Here is a 16,766-nt window from a genome sequence, read left to right on the forward strand (position 1 = left end):
CCCTAGACCCTAGTCAGCTTTGTCGCCGCCGGCCAGGTTCTTCTTGGAGCCGGTCTTGAAATCGGTTTCGTACCAGCCGGTACCGCTGAGGCGGAAACCCGGCATGGACAGCATCTTTTTAAGCTCTGGCGCCTGGCAGGCAGGGCAGTCGACCAGCGGTGCTGCGCTGATCTTTTGAATGGCTTCCAACTGATGACCACAGGAAGCACATTGATAGTCGTACATCGGCATGGGGGTTGTCTCGGCGATCAGATTGCTACCGCGCACGCTGGGTTTTGCGGCAAAGAGCGGGATTATATCCATTAAATGCGGCCTGTGCAGCCGTAAGACGGCACAGACCGACACTCTACCCATTTCCCCGCCGGCGACTACGCCATGACACTGCAATTCCCCTCCTTGAGGCTGTGCACAACGCAGACAACCCGGACCAACCCGCTGAAATTCTTCACCCCGCCGTGACGCAGATGCACCTCGCGATCCACGTGGGACAACAGCGCACTGACCGAGCAGCAATTGATCTTGGCCATTTCGCCCAAAATATCCCAATAAACCTGTTCCAGCCGCAAACAGGTCGCAAATCCATTCAATCGCACGGATCGGGATAAAGGTTGGGCCAAGCCCATATCGAATTCGCTGACAAACGGGTCGATCCTTATATCCTTAAGCGGACCGTCCCTCCCCTCGCTTCGCCTGCTTTCATAAACCATACCGTTGACACTCCTTTGCCATCCCTGGTTCTTTATAAGAGCAATGTTGTGTTCTTATAAAAGCGCAGGCGCAAAGTTATATCCAGATGACTTTATGACCATCAACGTAGGATAAGCCAACAACTGAAGGCGGATCGTGGAGAGCGTCCTACTCCGGATAGTTTCCTACACAGTCTGGCGCAAGATCATTCAATGAAACGGTAGTTATCGACGCAGGAGGACAGCGCGCGAACACACCTGACGGGTGTCGTCCGCGCACTGGCAGGGTTACTGGTCCAGCAGGGAGCGCAGCATCCACGCGGTTTTCTCATGGACCTGCATGCGCTGGGTCAGCAGATCCGCGGTCGGCTCGTCACTGACTTTGTCGAGTAACGGGAAGATCCCGCGCGCGGTACGCGTGACCGCTTCCTGACCCTCGACAAGTTGTTTGATCATGGCTTCGGCACTGGGAACGCCCTCTTCTTCCTTGATGGAAGAAAGGCGTGCATAAATGGAATAGGCACCCGGGGCAGGAAATCCAAGAGCGCGAATGCGCTCGGCAATTGAATCGACCGCCAGGGCCAACTCGTTATATTGCTCCTCGAACATCAGGTGCAGGGTCCGAAACATGGGACCGGTGACGTTCCAATGGAAGTTATGGGTCTTCAAATAAAGTACATAAGTGTCCGACAACAGACGCGAAAGTCCGTCGACGATGGACTTGCGATCCTCTTCACTGATTCCGATATCGATTGCCATGTGTTTCCCCTAAAGGTGATGAGATTCATCCGACAGGTGCAGAACCACTCTAGCAAGCCTGTCGCCGCACCGCAGCTTTGGATGAGCTGGCCACCTGCGACAAATCGCCCCCGGTGCACCGCTGGACTCCCTGATTTGAGTAGCCGCAAGCTTTACTGTTAAATAGGCAGTGTGTCGCCAGCGCCTATTTTTCCGGGCGCTGCGCATAGGCTGATACCGGGTACGTGCCCAACGCCTCTTATTGTTCTGAAGCGAACCGTGCCCCCATCAGCTCTTCCTTGTGATCCGTCTTAACGTGAGTTAATCAAAATGTTGAAAATCGTCCACCTGCTAATGGGCGCAGCGGCTTTGCTGCTGTCCTTCATCCCTAGCCTGAAATCCGAAGCTGTTCCTTACCTGCAACAACCCGATGCGCTGTACCTGGCCTTTTTCGGCCTGCTTAACCTGACCCTCGCTCCTGTTATCCCTTACTGGAACAAAGGCCCGCGCCATCAACTGCAAAACCTGGTCAGCGCCTTGCTGGTTCTGACCGTAGTCCTGCAGACCCTGACGCTGATCGCACCGATGCCTGTCATCGCCGGTCAACCTGCCGTTCTGTTCAGTCTGGTCGCCGCTCTGGTCGCCGTTCTTTTGCATCTGGCCATCAGCTTCTACAAATCGTCACCGGCCGCCGCCTCGCCAAGCTATGACATGAGCAACCGCGATACCGGCACCGTCAAGTGGTTCAACACCTCCAAAGGCTTCGGCTTTATTTCCCGCGACTCCGGCGATGATATTTTCGTGCACTTCCGGGCCATTCGCGGCGAAGGTCACCGCGTCCTGGTCGAAGGCCAGCGCGTGGAGTTCTCCGTCATGAATCGTGACAAGGGACTGCAAGCCGAAGATGTGATCGCCGCACTGCCGCGACGCTGATTCAAGGCTGAAAAAAACCGCGAACAGCCTGGCTGTTCGCGGTTTTTTATTGCCCGGCTTTTATTGCGCTGCTTCTATTGACCGGCGGTTTACTGGCCGGCAGCAGCGGACGGACTCAATAATGTGGCGGCGGCGCTTCTTCTTCAAACGTCTCGAACTGGCCGGCCATTTCCTCTTGCCGCTTAAGCAATGCGGCCATTTGCAGTTGCAGACGCTCCACCGAACGCTGCTGCGTTGCCAGCACATCACTCAATGCCTGGATGGTGTCATCCTGAAACGCCAATTGGCTCTCCAGATCGGTAACGCGATCTTCCAGGCTCATGATTCAACCCTCCAGAAACGTGAAATCTTCGGTCAATACCAGGCGCAGTCGTTCGCGAATCACCGCGATCTGTTCTGCACTGTAGGGTTTGGCCGGGTGTTTGCCCCAGACCGGGGCGGGCCAGGCGGCATCCTCTCGCTTGCGCACAATCACATGCATGTGTAACTGGCTGACGACGTTACCCAGGGCTGCGACATTCAGCTTGTCCGCGTCGAACGAGTCCTTGAGCATCTCCGCCAACGCGGTCGTTTCCTGCCACAGCAGCTGTTGATCTGCGACATCCAACTGAAATATCTCGCTGATATCCTCCCGGCGTGGCACCAGGATGAACCAGGGGTAGTTCGAATCGTTGGACAACAGCAACCGGCAGAGGGGGAAATCCCCGATCGGTAGCGAGTCTTGTTGAAGTCGTGGATCTAAAGCGAACACTGCGCGCACTCCCGCCTGGTCATCATTTTTCAGCTTAGCGCCCCTCCCGAAAGACGGCGCACCAAGCGACAGGACGGCAGCATACCTGCGATCGCCGCGCGCTTCACGATGAACCACGTCAACGCGAGTCCGGAAATCGAAAGCACGCCCCGACATGAGACATTTTTCACCAGGACGCACCAACACAGAACCAACGACCTCACAAAACACACCGAAATGACTGATTAACAACGATGTGTTCGAATCCGCCGAAAGGCCACGCTGTATGAATTCAGCACAGCGATTAAGATTTTTTGCACCAAAACCGCACATTGCGTCTACGCTCAGTGCGTCGGGCATCCGCCTTTTACTCACTGGCGGGGTGAACCGGTAACGTTTTTGGTTGTCTTGCTGTCGGCCAAGTGGGCGCAACACGATGTAAACCATGGCGTCAAGCCCAACCAAAAGGTGCTTGAAACCCCCGGTTTTATGAGGTTTTTACAGCGACAAGCAGGCTTTCAGAAAAAAACAGCAGTGGAATTCTGATTTGTGCACGCTTGTTGCATTCACACCCACATCGCCTTGAAAGCATCCGCTGGAAGTGGAAGCCCCAAGGCAAATAAAAACAGTGGCAGGGTAGCCCGATGGAGATTCAAACGTTTCACCAGGGACTCTTTTTACCGACGCTCAAGCCTTGGAAAACAGCGCTGAAGTTGTCAGTCGGCTTGCGTCGAGGCTGTAAATTTGCGACATCTACCAAGCTGTTTGCGACAGGGTCGTAAAGAAGCTGAAAGGTTAGATGCGCAAGTATCGCCAACATGGTCGGCGTGATATAAGTTTGCGCCGACACAAAAAGAAAGAGCCGCCCAGATAATAAAACAGGTGGGACGGCAGTACTCTTCTAAAACCAAAGGAGCAAATCACGATGCGCGTGATGAAGTGGAGCATGATCGCACTGGCAGTTGCAGCAGCAGCCAGTACTCAATTGGCTACGGCCGCACCTTTTGTAAGTGACCAGTCTGAAGCCAAAGGCTTTGTTGAAGACGCAAATCTGAACTTGCTGGTTCGCAACTACTACTTCAACCGTGACAACAAAGATGGCGGCAGAGACCAGAAAGACTGGACTCAGGGTCTTTGGGGCAATTTCAGCTCCGGTTACACCCAAGGTACTGTAGGCGTCGGCGTTGATGCATTCGGTTACCTGGCCGTCAAACTGGACGGTGGTGATGGCACAAGCGGCTCGGGCAACATGACCCGCGGCGTCGCCGATGAAAACGGTATTCGCCACGCCGGCGACAGCCAAGGTAAGGCAGGCGGATCCATTAAGGCCCGTATCTCCAAAACCGAGTTGAAGTTCGGCGAAATGCAGCCAAGCACCGCACCGGTGTTCGCTGTTGGCGGCTCCCGGATCCTTCCTCAAACTGCCACGGGCTTCCAGCTGCAGAGCAGCGAAGTCAAAGATCTTGATCTGGAAGCAGGTCACTTCTACTCGGCCAGCAGCCAGGATAACAACTCCAGCGATGGCGGCCTGTACGCAAACTACGCCGGCGAAGAAGCCAAATCCATCGACTATTTCGGTGGCAAGTACGGCATCACTGACAACCTGAGCGCATCCCTGTACGGCGCCAAGCTGGAAGACATCTGGAACCAGTACTACGCCAACCTGAACTACACCATCCCAATGGGTGGCGATCAGTCGGTTAACCTGGACGGTAACATCTACCGCACTACCGATACCGGTGACGCGAACGTAGGCGAAATCAGCAACACCACGTTCTCCCTGGCAGCTGCTTTCTCGTTCCTGAAAGCACACACCATTACCGTCGGCTTCCAGAAGGTCAACGGCGACACTCCGTTCGACTACATCGGTGTGGGCAAGAACAACCGCGGCGGCGACTCGATCTTCCTCGCCAACTCCATCCAGTACTCTGACTTCAACGGTCCGAACGAGAAGTCTGCCCAGGTCCGTTACGACCTGAAAATGGCTGAGTACGGCGTTCCAGGTCTGAGCTTCATGACCCGTTACGTGAAAGGTTGGGACATCGACGGTACCAACACTCCAGCAGGCAGCGCTTACGCCGGCCTGTACGGTGAAGATGGCAAACACAACGAAACCAACTTCGAAGCCAAGTATGTTGTTCAGACTGGCCCGGCAAAAGACCTCTCCTTCCGCATTCGTCAAGCATGGCACTTCGCTAACGCTGACCAAGGTGAAGGCGATATCAAAGAGTTCCGTCTGATCGTTGACTACCCGCTGTCGATCTTGTAATCGCAAGCAGTTAATTTGCGGTAACAAACAAAAGGCCCATCTTCGGATGGGCCTTTTTATTGGCTACAACACTGCATTTAAATGATCGACTTTTTCCAGAACATGCCTGACTTAAGAGTCAGACATTGTTCGAAAAGCGGATCACTGTACAGCGGATTCCTGAACCACTCGAATGACCCGTTGTGGAAACGGGATATCGATACCGGCAGTTTTGAGACGATCACGGGATTGTTCGTTGAACATGAACATCACATCCCAGTAATCCGCCGTTTTCACCCAAACTCGCAGCGAAAGAGTGATCGAACTGTCACCCAGCGTCGAAACCACTGCTTGTGGAGCCGGGTCGGTCAATACACGCGGATCGTTGGCCAGTTCCAGTAACACTTCACGGGCCTTCTGCAAGTCCGCTTCGTAGTCCACGCCCACATCAAAGACCACTTTACGGGTCGGCTGACGGTTTGTGTTGGTGATGATGCCGTTCGACAAGTTGCCGTTAGGGACAATGATCGTTTTGTTATCGCCAGTACGCAGCACGGTGTGGAAGATCTGGATGCTGTCGACGGTACCAGCGACACCTTGAGCTTCGATCCAGTCACCAATGCGGAACGGGCGGAACAACAGAATCAGCACGCCGCCGGCGAAGTTCGCCAGGCTGCCCTGCAACGCCAGACCGATGGCCAGGCCGGCCGCACCGATGGCCGCGACGAATGAAGTGGTTTCCACCCCGATCATCGACGCCACGCTGACGATCAGCAAAACTTTGAGAATGATGTTTGCCAGGCTGCTGATAAACCCTTGCAGCGCCAGGTCAGCGTTACGCAACGCCAGCAGGCCACCAAGTTTTTGCGTCAGCTTGTTGATCAGCCACCAGCCGACGGCCAGAGTGATCACGGCCAGCAATACGCGGCTGCCGTATTCCATGATCATCGGAATCCAGGCTTGAGACGCCTTGACCAGGTTGTCTACTTCAGCATTTAAATCCATCTACGTTCTCCTGATTTCCGGCTACCCGGCACGCGAAAAATAAGCGGCAGAAAAGACCCGCCGCGTTATGCACAATCCCGGTGGGAGCGGGCTTGCTCGCGAATAGGGTGTGTCAGTCAACATCGCTGTTAATGACACACCACCTTCGCGAGCAAGCCCGCTCCCACAGGTTCCCGCTTCGAAGGTCAGTCGCGGAAGTTGTTGAACTGCAGCGGCATATCGAAGGTCTTGGCCCGCAGCGCGGCGATGGCGTCTTGCAAATCGTCACGCTTCTTGCCGGTGATGCGTACCTGCTCGCCCTGGATGGCAGCTTGCACCTTGAGCTTGGCGTCCTTGACGTGAGCGACGATTTTCTTCGCCAGCTCTTTGTCGATGCCTTCCTTGAGGACTGCTTCCTGCTTCATCAGCTTGCCCGACGCATAGGCGTCCTTGACTTCAAGGCACTGCACGTCGATTTTGCGCTTGACCAGCGCCAGCTTGAGGATCTCAATCATCGCTTCGAGCTGGAAATCGGCTTCAGCGGTCAGGTTGACGGTCAGGTCCTTTTCCTTGAACTCGAAGCTGCCTTTGCCTTTCAGGTCATAACGACGATCGAGTTCCTTGACGGCGTTCTCGACCGCGTTGGTGACTTCGTGTTTGTCCAGTTCGGATACCACGTCGAACGACGGCATGTAATCTCTCCAATAAAAGGGCGCGCTCGATCACGATGGAGCACGCCTGGCTTGCGGTTAAAATCCGCGCTGATTATAACGGGTCTTTCCCATCATTCACTGCGAGCCTCCCATGCGCGCGATAAACAGAGCAAAAAGCTGATGTCCACCACCTGGCATGTTCTGGGCGCCGGCAGCCTCGGTACTTTATGGGCCACACGCCTGGCACGGGCCGGCGTGCCGGTCAGCCTGATCGTACGTGACGCCGCGCGCTTACAGGCTTACGAAGCAGCAGGCGGCCTGACGCTGGTGGAGCACGGCGAGGCAAACACTTATGCCATCCCGGCACAAACGCCGGACAGCAGCGAACCGATCACCCGTCTGCTGGTGGCCTGCAAAGCCTACGATGCCGAACACGCGGTGGCCCAACTCGCACCGCGCCTGGCTCCCGACGCCGAGCTGATTTTGTTGCAGAACGGTCTTGGCAGCCAGGACGCCGTCGCGGCGCAGGTTCCGCAAGCGCGCTGCATCTGGGCATCGAGCACTGAAGGCGCCTTTCGCGAAGGCGACTGGCGTGTGGTATTTGCCGGCCACGGCTACACCTGGCTGGGGGACGCGGGGCATCCGGTGGCGCCGATCTGGCTGGACGACGTAAGCGCTGCCGGCATTCCCCACGAGTGGAGCACCGACATTCTGACAAGGCTGTGGCGAAAACTCGCACTCAACTGCGCGATCAATCCGCTGACGGTGCTCCACGATTGCCGCAACGGCGGTTTGCAGGAGCACCATTGCGAAGTCGCGACCCTCTGTGGGGAGCTGACCGAGCTGCTTGAACGTTGCGGTCAGCCGGCAGCGGCCGAGGACCTTCAACAGGAAGTCGAACGGGTGATTCATGCCACCGCCGCCAATTACTCGTCGATGTACCAGGACGTTGCGAATCAGCGCCGGACCGAGATCAGCTATCTATTGGGCCATGCCTGTAAAGTCGCGTCGCGCCATCGACTGAACCTGCCTCACCTCAATCAATTGCAACAGCGGCTGATCACCCATCTGCACAGCCTTGGATTGCCCAGCGACTGAGCAGCGGCTACGCTGGCCACTTGTTCCTTCTCTGCGACGAACCCGATGCCATTGCGCCAGCGCCTTGAAAACCTGCCGGTCGGCCAGAAACTGCTGGCCGCCCTGCTGGTGCTGTTGACCACTGTCCTGCTGGTCGCCAACCTGACCTTTATCAGCGCCGCGTATTACATTTCCCAGGAAAGCATGGCGCCCCAGGCGTTGCAGACCATCGGCCGACTGGTGTCCAACCCGAGCCTGGTGTCCGACGCCCTGAAGTCGCCGCAAAGCGCCGAACGCCTGCTCAACGAACTCAACAGTTATTCGCCACTGCGTGCGGCAGCCCTTTACGACGGCAAAGGTGAGCGACTGGCGCAATTGCAGCATGGCGACAAGCTGAATCTGCCGGAACGTTACCGGCACATTGAATCCTGGCAAGCCACGGAGTTTCGCAGCAATCAAGTGATCACCCTGCCCCGTCCCGGCACTGCGCCCGGTCACTTATTGCTGGTCGCCAGCAGCGAACTGCCGATGGCGTTCTACACCGGGACCCTCACCGCCAGCCTGGGGATTCTGATCTTCAGCGTGCTGTTGTGGCTGGTAATCGCCCGGCAGATCAAACGCCTGATCACCCGGCCGATCCATCAACTCGAGGAGCTGTCCCGGCAAGTGACCCGGGAAGAGAACTACGCCCTGCGCGCCTCCCGGGGCAACCATGATGAAATCGGCAGCCTCGCCGAAGCGTTCAACACCATGCTTTCGCGCATCGAAGCTCGCGAGCAGCAACTCAAACGGGCCCGTGACGATTCCCAGGCCGCCTATGACCAGGCTCAGGGGCTGGCCGAAGAAACCCGTCATACCAATCGAAAACTGGAACTCGAAGTCCAGGTGCGCAGCAAGATCGAGAAGAAGCTCACCGGTTTCCAGAACTACCTCAACAGCATCATCGATTCCATGCCGTCGGCGCTGATTGCCCTCGACGAGCAGCTTTACGTGACGCAGTGGAATCAGGAGGCCAGCGCCCTGTCCGGCACGCGCCTCGACGAAGCCCTGAACCAGCCGATTTTCCTCGCCTTCGAACCGCTCAAGCCTTTTCTGCCGCAGCTCAAGCAAACCGTCGAGCAGCACACGGTGGCCAAGATCGAGCGCGTGACCTGGTTCAAGGACGAAGAAGCCAGGCATTACGCACTGACGTTCTATCCGTTGATGGGCGGTGCCGGGCGTGGCGTGGTGATCCGGATCGACGACATCACCCAGCGCCTGTCCCTCGAGGAAATGATGGTGCAGTCGGAAAAAATGCTCTCGGTCGGTGGCCTCGCCGCTGGCATGGCCCACGAAATCAACAACCCGCTGGGCGCGATCCTGCACAACGTGCAAAACATTCGCCGGCGCCTGTCACCCGATCTACCGAAGAACCTCGAACAGGCCGAGCAAGTCGGAATTGAACTGGACACGGTTAACCAGTACCTGCAAGCGCGGGAAGTACCGCAATTGCTCGATGGCATTCAACAGGCGGGAGCCCGGGCGGCGAAGATCGTGACGCACATGCTGAGCTTCAGCCGCCGCAGCACCCGACAAATGGCACCGTGCGACCTGCCCGCGCTGATCGATCAAGCGGTGGAAATCGCCGGTAACGACTTCGACCTTGCGATCGGTTTCGACTTCAAGGGTCAGGCGATCATCCGCCAGTTCGATCCGGCGCTCGGCCCGGTGCCCGGCACCGCCAACGAACTGGAACAAGTACTGCTCAACCTGCTGAAAAATGCCGCTCAAGCCATTCACCAGCGCGAAGACGACAGTGAACCGGGGCGGATCATCCTGCGAACCAAGCTGAATCCGCCCTGGGCGGAAATCCAGGTCGAGGACAATGGCATCGGCATGAGTGAGAGCGTGCGCAAACGCACTTTCGAGCCGTTCTTCACCACCAAGGAAATCGGTCAGGGTACGGGCCTTGGTCTGTCGGTCTCGTATTTCATCATCACCAACAACCACAAGGGTCAGATGGAAGTGCAATCGACCCTGGGCCAAGGCACGTGCTTCACCTTGCGCCTGCCCCTGGCGGGCACCACGCTCGTCTCTCAAGAACTCAATCAGCTATCGAGGTAACCATGGGCTTTCGCTTGTCGAAGATTTACACCCGTACCGGCGACAAAGGCGAAACCGGGCTGGGCGACGGCCGTCGCGTGCCCAAGGACCATCCCCGGATCGAAGCCATTGGCGAGGTCGATACGCTGAACAGTCAGGTGGGCGTGCTATTGGCCGGACTGGCGGCGCAAAGCGAAAAATTTCCGGGGCTGAATGAAGTCATTGAGGTTTTGGCGCCCTGTCAGCATCGGTTGTTCGACTTGGGTGGCGAACTGGCGATGCCGGTTTATCAGGCTTTGAATGCAGCGGAAATCGAACGCCTGGAAGCCGCGATCGATGTGTGGAATGAAGAGCTGGGGCCGCTGGAGAATTTCATTTTACCGGGCGGATCAGCGCTGATTGCCCAGGCGCACGTATGCCGCAGTCTTGCGCGCAGTGCCGAACGGCGCTGTCAGCATTTGAATGCGGTAGAGCCATTGGCCGGGGTTGGCCTGGCTTATATCAATCGGTTGTCGGACTTGTTGTTCGTGGTCGCGCGGTTGATTGCCAAGCGTCAGGGGGTTGCCGAGATTTTGTGGCAGCCAGCAGCGAAACCTGAGGCTTAACCGGCGCCTGTCAGGCCGTCTTCGCGAGCAAGCCCGCTCCCACATTGGATTTGTGTTCGACACAGAACCCTTGTGGGAGCGGGCTTGCTCGCGAAGGGGCCAGTAGTTACACCGCAGAATCAGGCCTCAGGCCAAAACGCCCGAATCCCCGCCACACCTTGCGCGCCCGCAGCCCAGGCTTTCTGAAGATCCGCCGGACCAACACCACCGAGCAAGAACACCGGTTTGCTGAAGCCATCGATCAACGTTGAGGCCTGCTCCCAACCCAATGGCTGCGCATCCGGATGAGTCTGGGTCCGCTGCACCGGTGACAGGGTTACAAAGTCCACGCCCATCTGCTCGGCCAGCGCCAGCCCTTCCGCGTTATGGCAGGACGCCGCCAACCAGCGCGAGGCCGGCAACGGTCGACCCGCCGACGCGTACTTGCGCAGTTGTTGCGAGGTGATGTGCCAACCGGCGGACGGGAAATCCCCCAGCCATTCGAACGGCCCCTTGATCATCAACTGCGCCTTGCCGGCACACAGCCCCGCCGCATCCACCGCTAGATCGCGATACTTCGGATCGTAGCCGTTGGGTGCCCGCAGCTGGATCAACTTGATGCCGCCCGCGAGGGCTTTCTGAATGCCTCGCAGCAAGGCCGGGGTTTCCAGGTCTTCGGGGGTAATCAGGTACTGCGCGGACAACCGTGCCGCCGCGACGATCGGTTGATTGGCCGCCGGGAACTCGTAGTTCAGCAGATCACGGGGCGCCACCCACTCCAATGGCTGGCCTTCAGCGCCGTGAGGCTCGCCGGCAAAGTCCGAGACTTCCCAGACATCCAGCAACACTTGCTTGTCCGGGTAATCGTGCCGAACCTTGATCAGCGGTCGCGCCGCATTGACCACAATGCCCAACTCTTCGTGAAGCTCCCGGGCCAAGGCGGTTTCGACGGATTCGTCGTCCTCGACCTTGCCACCCGGAAACTCCCACAGACCGCCCTGGTGCTGGGTATCGGCACGGCGGGCGATGAGAATCTTGCCGCTGCTATCTCGGATAACTGCAGCGGCTACGTGTACTCGTTTCACTGCCCGACCTCCTCCAGACCCGCCTTCTGCCAGGCCTTGAAGGCTGGCCATTGGTAGATAGTGTTGATGTAGGCTTCGTCGGCCGCCGACAACTTCACCTGATAGGTGCGCAGACGCACGGCGATCGGCGCGAAAAACGCGTCGGCCAGGGTCGCGCCGCCAAACAGGAACGGACCGGTTTCGACCGCTGCCGCTCGGCACTCGGCCCACAACGCCGACATGCGCTCTATATCTGCCTGGACGTCAGCCGGGACCGGCGCCAGCGGTGCATCGTGGCTCAGGTCGAAGGGCATGTTGCCGCGCATGGCAAAGAATCCGGCATGCATCTGCGCACAGGCCGAACGCGCCTGGGCACGGGCGGCGGTGTCTTTGGGCCAGAGGCCGGCGTCGGGGAACTGTTCGGCCAGGTATTCGGCAATCGCCATCGAATCGGCGATGGTGCCATGTTCGGTTTTCAGCAGCGGGACTTTTGCGGTTGGCGAGTGCTTGAGCAGACGTTCGCGGGTGTCCGGCTGGTTCAGCTTGATGAGTTGTTCTGTGTAAGGAGCGCCGGCCAGGTCGAGGGCCAGCGCAGCGCGAAGGGACCAGGAGGAATGCAGTTTGTCGCCGATGATCAGGTGAAGGCTCATGTTCGGGACCTTTTGATAGGGGTGCAGGCCAGAATTTTTAGTGTCTGGTCGTCCGTCATCGCGGGCAAGCCCGCTCCCACAGGGTCAGTGTAAATCCTGTGGGAGCGGGCTTGCCCGCGATGGGGGCGACACGGTCTGACTTAAGTACGGTACTCGGCGTTGATCTTCACGTATTCGTGGGACAGGTCGGTGGTCCAGATGGTTTCGCTGCAATCACCGCGACCCAACTCGATACGGATGGTGATTTCTTCCTGCTGCATCACCGCCGCGCCCTGGGCCTCGGTGTAGGTCGATGCGCGAGCGCCCCGGCTGGCGATGCACACGTCGCCGAGGAACACGTCGATTTTGCTCACGTCCAGGTTCGGAACGCCGGCACGGCCGACGGCGGCCAGAATGCGACCCCAGTTCGGGTCGGAGGCGAACAATGCGGTCTTGATCAGCGGCGAGTGCGCCACGGTGTAGCCGACGTCCAGGCATTCCTGGTGATTGCCGCCGCCGTTGACTTCAACGGTCACGAACTTGGTCGCGCCTTCGCCGTCGCGAACGATGGCCTGGGCTACGTCCATGCACACTTCGAACACCGCTTGTTTCAGTGCGGCGAACAACGGACCGCTGGCCTCGGTGATTTCCGGCAGTGCAGCCTGACCGGTGGCGATCAGCATGCAGCAGTCGTTGGTCGACGTATCGCCATCGATGGTGATGCGGTTGAACGACTTGTTGGCGCCGTCCAGCAGCAGGTTTTGCAATACGTCGCGAGCAACTTTGGCGTCGGTGGCGATGTAGCCGAGCATGGTCGCCATGTTCGGGCGAATCATGCCCGCGCCTTTACTGATACCGGTGACGGTGATGGTCACGCCGTCATGCTGGAACTGCCGACTGGCGCCTTTGGGCAGGGTATCGGTGGTCATGATGCCGGTGGCGGCGGCTTCCCAGTTGTTGATCGACAGGTCGTCGAGGGCGGCTTGCAGCGCGCCTTCGATTTTCTCGACAGGCAACGGCTCGCCGATCACACCCGTGGAGTACGGCAGCACCAGACTGGCATCGACACCGGTCAGCTCAGCCAGTTTCGCGCAGGTACGCTCGGCGGCAGCCAGGCCTGGTTCGCCGGTGCCGGCGTTGGCATTGCCGGTGTTGGTCAGCAGGTAGCGCACCGGGCCTTGCACACGCTGCTTGGCCAGGATAACGGGAGCGGCGCAAAACGCGTTCAGGGTGAACACGCCCGCCACCGTGGAACCTTCGGCACAGCGCATGACCACGACATCCTTGCGCCCAGGGCGCTTGATGCCGGCCGAGGCGATACCGAGTTCAAAACCGGCAACCGGGTGCAACGTTGGCAAAGGACCAAGACCAACAGCCATGAATGCGCTCCTTAATAAATGATGTCAGCACCGCTTTCAGGAAGAACGGTGGTTTAAATGGCAAAACGCCGCGACGGCATAAGCCGGTCGCGGCGCGGGTATTTCAGCGTATGAAACGGGTTTTACTGGATCTGCCCGTGGCAATGCTTGAATTTCTTGCCCGAACCGCAGTAGCACAGTTCGTTGCGGCCCAGCTTCTGTTCGTTGCGTACCGGCGCGGTGGCGAGGGCTACATCGACCTCTTCACCGAGCAGTTCCGGCTGCTCAAGACCCGGGGCTTCGTCGTGCTGGAACTGCATGCGCGCCGCCAGTGCTTCGGCTTCCTGACGCAGGCGCTGCTCTTCTTCGATCGGATCTTCGCGGCGGACCTGAACGTGGGACAGCACACGGATCGAGTCGCGCTTGATCGAATCCAGCAGTTCGGAGAACAGCGTGAAGGACTCGCGCTTGTACTCTTGCTTCGGATTCTTCTGCGCATAACCACGCAGGTGAATACCGTGACGCAGGTGATCCATGGTCGACAGGTGATCTTTCCACAGGTCGTCGAGCACACGCAGAACGATTTGCTTCTCGAAGGTGCGCAGCGCTTCGGCGCTCGCCTGCTCTTCTTTCTCGTTGTACGCAGCCAGCAATTCGTTCAGCAGTTTCTCGCGCAGGGTTTCTTCGTACAGGTGATCATCTTCGTCGAGCCATTTCTGGATCGGCAGCGCCACACCGAAGTCGCTCTGCAACGCCGCTTCCAGACCGGCCACGTCCCACTGTTCAGGCAGCGATTGCGGTGGAATGTGAGCGCTGACGGTCGCGTTGAGTACGTCCTGACGGAAATCGGCGATGGTTTCGCCGATGTTGTCGGCGGCCAACAAACTGTTACGCATGTGATAGATCACTTTACGCTGTTCGTTGTTGACGTCGTCGAACTCGAGCAGTTGCTTGCGAATGTCGAAGTTGCGGCCTTCAACCTTGCGCTGAGCCTTTTCGATGGCGTTAGTCACCATGCGGTGCTCGATCGCTTCGCCAGGCTGCATGCCCAGGGCCTTCATGAAGTTCTTCACCCGATCAGAGGCGAAGATACGCATCAGGCTGTCTTCCAGCGACAGGTAGAAACGGCTCGAACCGGCGTCACCCTGACGACCGGCACGACCACGCAACTGGTTGTCGATACGGCGCGACTCGTGACGCTCGGAAGCAATCACCTGCAAGCCACCCGATTCGAGCACTTGCTGGTGACGTTTCTGCCAGTCGGCCTTGATCTGGGCAACTTGCTCAGGTGTCGGGTTTTCCAGCGACGCCACTTCCACTTCCCAGTTGCCGCCCAACAGGATGTCAGTACCACGACCGGCCATGTTGGTAGCGATGGTCAGTGCGCCCGGACGACCGGCCTGGGCAATGATCTCGGCTTCTTTTTCGTGGAACTTGGCGTTCAGAACCTTGTGTTCGATGCCTTCCTTCTCGAGCAGGCGGGACATGTGCTCGGAAGTTTCGATGGTTGCAGTACCCACCAGCACCGGACGGCCTAGGGTCATGCATTCCTTGATGTCGTTGATGATCGCCGCGTATTTCTCTTCGGCGGTCAGGAACACCAGGTCGTTGTAGTCTTTACGCGCCAACGGCTTGTTCGGTGGGATAACCATCACCGCCAGACCGTAGATCTGGTGGAATTCGAACGCTTCGGTGTCGGCCGTACCGGTCATGCCGGACAGTTTGTTGTACAGACGGAAGTAGTTCTGGAAGGTGGTCGAGGCCAGGGTCTGACTTTCGGCCTGGATGTTCAGACCTTCCTTGGCTTCGATAGCCTGATGCAGGCCTTCGGACAGACGACGACCCGGCATGGTACGACCGGTGTGTTCGTCGACCAGAACGACCTGGCCGTCCTGCACGATGTATTCGATGTTGCGATTGAACAGCTTGTGCGCACGCAGACCGGCATAAACGTGGGTCAGCAGGCCAAGGTTGTGCGACGAATACAAGCTCTCGCCTTCAGCCAGCAGGCCGACGCGGGTGAGCATATCTTCGATGAACTGGTGACCAGCTTCGTTGAGTTCGACCTGACGGGTCTTCTCGTCGACGGTGTAGTGACCCGCCTTGGTGACTTCGCCTTCAACTTCTTCGACGTGCAATTCCAGCTGCGGGATCAGTTTGTTGATCTCGATGTACAGCTTGGAGCTGTCCTCGGCCTGACCGGAAATGATCAGCGGGGTACGGGCTTCGTCGATGAGGATGGAGTCGACTTCGTCGATTACGGCAAAATTGAGTTCGCGCTGGAATTTTTCTTCCATGCTGAACGCCATGTTGTCGCGCAGGTAGTCGAAACCGAATTCGTTGTTGGTGCCGTAGGTGATGTCGGCGGCGTAAGCGGCACGTTTCTCTTCCGGCGGCTGGAACGGCGTTACCACGCCGACTGTCATGCCGAGGAATTCGTAGAGCGGACGCATCCAGTTGGCGTCACGGCGGGCCAGGTAGTCGTTCACCGTCACAACGTGCACGCCCTTGCCGGACAGTGCGTTGAGGTAAACGCCCAGTGTTGCCACCAGGGTCTTGCCTTCACCGGTACGCATTTCCGCGATCATGCCTTCATGCAAGGTCATGCCGCCGATCAGCTGGACATCGAAGTGGCGCATACCCATGACCCGCTTGCCGGCTTCGCGAGCGACCGCAAAGGCTTCAGGCAGCAGTTTGTCGAGGGTTTCCCCGTTGGCGATGCGGGCCTTGAACTCATCTGTCTTGGCACGCAATTGATCGTCCGAAAGGGCCACCATTTGCTCTTCGAAGGCATTGACGAATTGCACCGTCTTGAGCATGCGTTTGACTTCACGCTCGTTCTTGCTTCCAAAAAGTTTCTTTAACAAAGGCGCAAACATATCGGCAGGATCTTCCACACTAAAGGGATGGAGGGCGGCCCCGTGAGTCGCCCGTGCAGCCCTCATGGCCGCATGCGAACGAGCATTCTACCCGGAAACGGTGGTGAGGAAAGTGGCGTTA

General features: G+C 58.1%; 16 protein-coding genes. 5 read left to right on the forward strand and 11 right to left on the reverse strand.

Annotation, left to right across the window (positions count from 1 at the left end; genetic code table 11):
* Nucleotides 1-9: 9 nt before the first annotated feature.
* From ACA055_RS23520 to ACA055_RS23530, 3 genes are all read right to left on the reverse strand, one after another.
* On the reverse strand, nt 10-231 hold the full coding sequence (locus ACA055_RS23520; protein WP_010457489.1) for an FmdB family zinc ribbon protein: 222 nt from the start codon (nt 229-231) through the stop codon (nt 10-12).
* 137 nt (nt 232-368) lie between these two features.
* Nucleotides 369-707, reverse strand: a complete 339-nt coding sequence (locus ACA055_RS23525) for a ribbon-helix-helix domain-containing protein (RefSeq protein ID WP_497680807.1) — start codon at nt 705-707, stop codon at nt 369-371.
* Nucleotides 708-974: 267 nt separating this feature from the next.
* On the reverse strand, nt 975-1,445 hold the full coding sequence (locus ACA055_RS23530; RefSeq protein WP_497680808.1) for a Dps family protein: 471 nt from the start codon (nt 1,443-1,445) through the stop codon (nt 975-977).
* Between the two features lie 309 nt (nt 1,446-1,754).
* Between ACA055_RS23530 and ACA055_RS23535 the strand changes: the two genes are divergently transcribed.
* Complete coding sequence (locus ACA055_RS23535; protein WP_497680809.1) at nt 1,755-2,357, forward strand: cold-shock protein; 603 nt, start codon at nt 1,755-1,757, stop codon at nt 2,355-2,357.
* Between the two features lie 115 nt (nt 2,358-2,472).
* Here the strand turns inward: ACA055_RS23535 and ACA055_RS23540 are convergent, their stop codons facing one another.
* Both ACA055_RS23540 and ACA055_RS23545 read right to left on the reverse strand, forming a co-directional pair.
* Nucleotides 2,473-2,679 (reverse strand): SlyX family protein, encoded by a 207-nt coding sequence (locus tag ACA055_RS23540; protein ID WP_497680810.1) that lies wholly within the window; start codon nt 2,677-2,679, stop codon nt 2,473-2,475.
* A 3-nt stretch (nt 2,680-2,682) separates the two neighbouring features.
* The gene (locus ACA055_RS23545; RefSeq protein WP_497684473.1) at nt 2,683-3,108 is read right to left on the reverse strand and encodes an HIT domain-containing protein; all 426 of its coding nucleotides are present in this window, start codon (nt 3,106-3,108) and stop codon (nt 2,683-2,685) included.
* A gap of 904 nt (nt 3,109-4,012) precedes the next feature.
* Here ACA055_RS23545 and ACA055_RS23550 point away from each other — a divergent pair.
* A complete protein-coding gene (locus ACA055_RS23550) occupies nt 4,013-5,356 on the forward strand; it encodes an OprD family porin (RefSeq protein ID WP_497680811.1) in 1,344 nt (447 codons plus the stop codon).
* Nucleotides 5,357-5,497: 141 nt separating this feature from the next.
* Here ACA055_RS23550 and ACA055_RS23555 read toward each other — a convergent pair whose 3' ends face one another.
* Nucleotides 5,498-6,340 carry a mechanosensitive ion channel family protein gene (locus ACA055_RS23555; protein ID WP_497680812.1) on the reverse strand — a complete coding sequence of 281 codons (843 nt, stop codon included), beginning with the start codon at nt 6,338-6,340 and terminating at the stop codon, nt 5,498-5,500.
* Between the two features lie 185 nt (nt 6,341-6,525).
* Nucleotides 6,526-7,011: a YajQ family cyclic di-GMP-binding protein gene (locus ACA055_RS23560; protein ID WP_032862482.1), complete on the reverse strand. Its 486-nt coding sequence runs from the start codon at nt 7,009-7,011 to the stop codon at nt 6,526-6,528.
* Nucleotides 7,012-7,152: 141 nt separating this feature from the next.
* Here ACA055_RS23560 and ACA055_RS23565 point away from each other — a divergent pair, with 141 nt between their 5' ends.
* From ACA055_RS23565 to ACA055_RS23575, 3 genes are read left to right on the forward strand one after another with little or no spacing between them, the layout of a single operon-like run.
* Nucleotides 7,153-8,070: a putative 2-dehydropantoate 2-reductase gene (locus ACA055_RS23565; RefSeq protein ID WP_497680813.1), complete on the forward strand. Its 918-nt coding sequence runs from the start codon at nt 7,153-7,155 to the stop codon at nt 8,068-8,070.
* A 45-nt stretch (nt 8,071-8,115) separates the two neighbouring features.
* The gene (locus tag ACA055_RS23570) at nt 8,116-10,152 is read left to right on the forward strand and encodes a sensor histidine kinase (RefSeq protein WP_497680814.1); all 2,037 of its coding nucleotides are present in this window, start codon (nt 8,116-8,118) and stop codon (nt 10,150-10,152) included.
* 2 nt (nt 10,153-10,154) lie between these two features.
* A complete protein-coding gene (locus ACA055_RS23575) occupies nt 10,155-10,736 on the forward strand; it encodes a cob(I)yrinic acid a,c-diamide adenosyltransferase (RefSeq protein ID WP_497680815.1) in 582 nt (193 codons plus the stop codon).
* A gap of 119 nt (nt 10,737-10,855) precedes the next feature.
* On the opposite strand, the gene ACA055_RS23580 is transcribed toward ACA055_RS23575, so the two are convergent.
* From ACA055_RS23580 to secA, 4 genes are all read right to left on the reverse strand, one after another.
* A complete protein-coding gene (locus tag ACA055_RS23580; RefSeq protein ID WP_497680816.1) occupies nt 10,856-11,800 on the reverse strand; it encodes a Nudix family hydrolase in 945 nt (314 codons plus the stop codon).
* A complete protein-coding gene (locus ACA055_RS23585) occupies nt 11,797-12,429 on the reverse strand; it encodes a glutathione S-transferase (protein WP_497680817.1) in 633 nt (210 codons plus the stop codon). Before ACA055_RS23585 ends, ACA055_RS23580 begins: the two co-directional genes overlap by 4 nt.
* Nucleotides 12,430-12,569: 140 nt before the next feature.
* Nucleotides 12,570-13,787, reverse strand: a complete 1,218-nt coding sequence (gene argJ, locus ACA055_RS23590; RefSeq protein WP_497680818.1) for a bifunctional glutamate N-acetyltransferase/amino-acid acetyltransferase ArgJ — start codon at nt 13,785-13,787, stop codon at nt 12,570-12,572.
* 122 nt (nt 13,788-13,909) lie between these two features.
* Nucleotides 13,910-16,645 carry a preprotein translocase subunit SecA gene (secA, locus tag ACA055_RS23595; RefSeq protein ID WP_497680819.1) on the reverse strand — a complete coding sequence of 912 codons (2,736 nt, stop codon included), beginning with the start codon at nt 16,643-16,645 and terminating at the stop codon, nt 13,910-13,912.
* Nucleotides 16,646-16,766: the final 121 nt, after the last annotated feature.

The organism is Pseudomonas sp. LBUM1657, from assembly GCF_059716075.1.

Excerpts from the sequence above, each read along its gene's own strand:
- ACA055_RS23540 (WP_497680810.1), bottom strand. The coding sequence starts at position 2,679 with ATGAGCCTGGAAGATCGCGTTACCGATCTGGAGAGCCAATTGGCGTTT.
- secA (WP_497680819.1), bottom strand. The coding sequence starts at position 16,645 with ATGTTTGCGCCTTTGTTAAAGAAACTTTTTGGAAGCAAGAACGAGCGT.
- ACA055_RS23585 (WP_497680817.1), bottom strand. The coding sequence starts at position 12,429 with ATGAGCCTTCACCTGATCATCGGCGACAAACTGCATTCCTCCTGGTCC.
- ACA055_RS23565 (WP_497680813.1), top strand. The coding sequence starts at position 7,153 with ATGTCCACCACCTGGCATGTTCTGGGCGCCGGCAGCCTCGGTACTTTA.
- ACA055_RS23525 (WP_497680807.1), bottom strand. The coding sequence starts at position 707 with ATGGTTTATGAAAGCAGGCGAAGCGAGGGGAGGGACGGTCCGCTTAAG.
- ACA055_RS23520 (WP_010457489.1), bottom strand. The coding sequence starts at position 231 with ATGCCGATGTACGACTATCAATGTGCTTCCTGTGGTCATCAGTTGGAA.
- ACA055_RS23570 (WP_497680814.1), top strand. The coding sequence starts at position 8,116 with ATGCCATTGCGCCAGCGCCTTGAAAACCTGCCGGTCGGCCAGAAACTG.
- ACA055_RS23550 (WP_497680811.1), top strand. The coding sequence starts at position 4,013 with ATGCGCGTGATGAAGTGGAGCATGATCGCACTGGCAGTTGCAGCAGCA.
- ACA055_RS23530 (WP_497680808.1), bottom strand. The coding sequence starts at position 1,445 with ATGGCAATCGATATCGGAATCAGTGAAGAGGATCGCAAGTCCATCGTC.
- argJ (WP_497680818.1), bottom strand. The coding sequence starts at position 13,787 with ATGGCTGTTGGTCTTGGTCCTTTGCCAACGTTGCACCCGGTTGCCGGT.
- ACA055_RS23575 (WP_497680815.1), top strand. The coding sequence starts at position 10,155 with ATGGGCTTTCGCTTGTCGAAGATTTACACCCGTACCGGCGACAAAGGC.
- ACA055_RS23560 (WP_032862482.1), bottom strand. The coding sequence starts at position 7,011 with ATGCCGTCGTTCGACGTGGTATCCGAACTGGACAAACACGAAGTCACC.
- ACA055_RS23555 (WP_497680812.1), bottom strand. The coding sequence starts at position 6,340 with ATGGATTTAAATGCTGAAGTAGACAACCTGGTCAAGGCGTCTCAAGCC.
- ACA055_RS23535 (WP_497680809.1), top strand. The coding sequence starts at position 1,755 with ATGTTGAAAATCGTCCACCTGCTAATGGGCGCAGCGGCTTTGCTGCTG.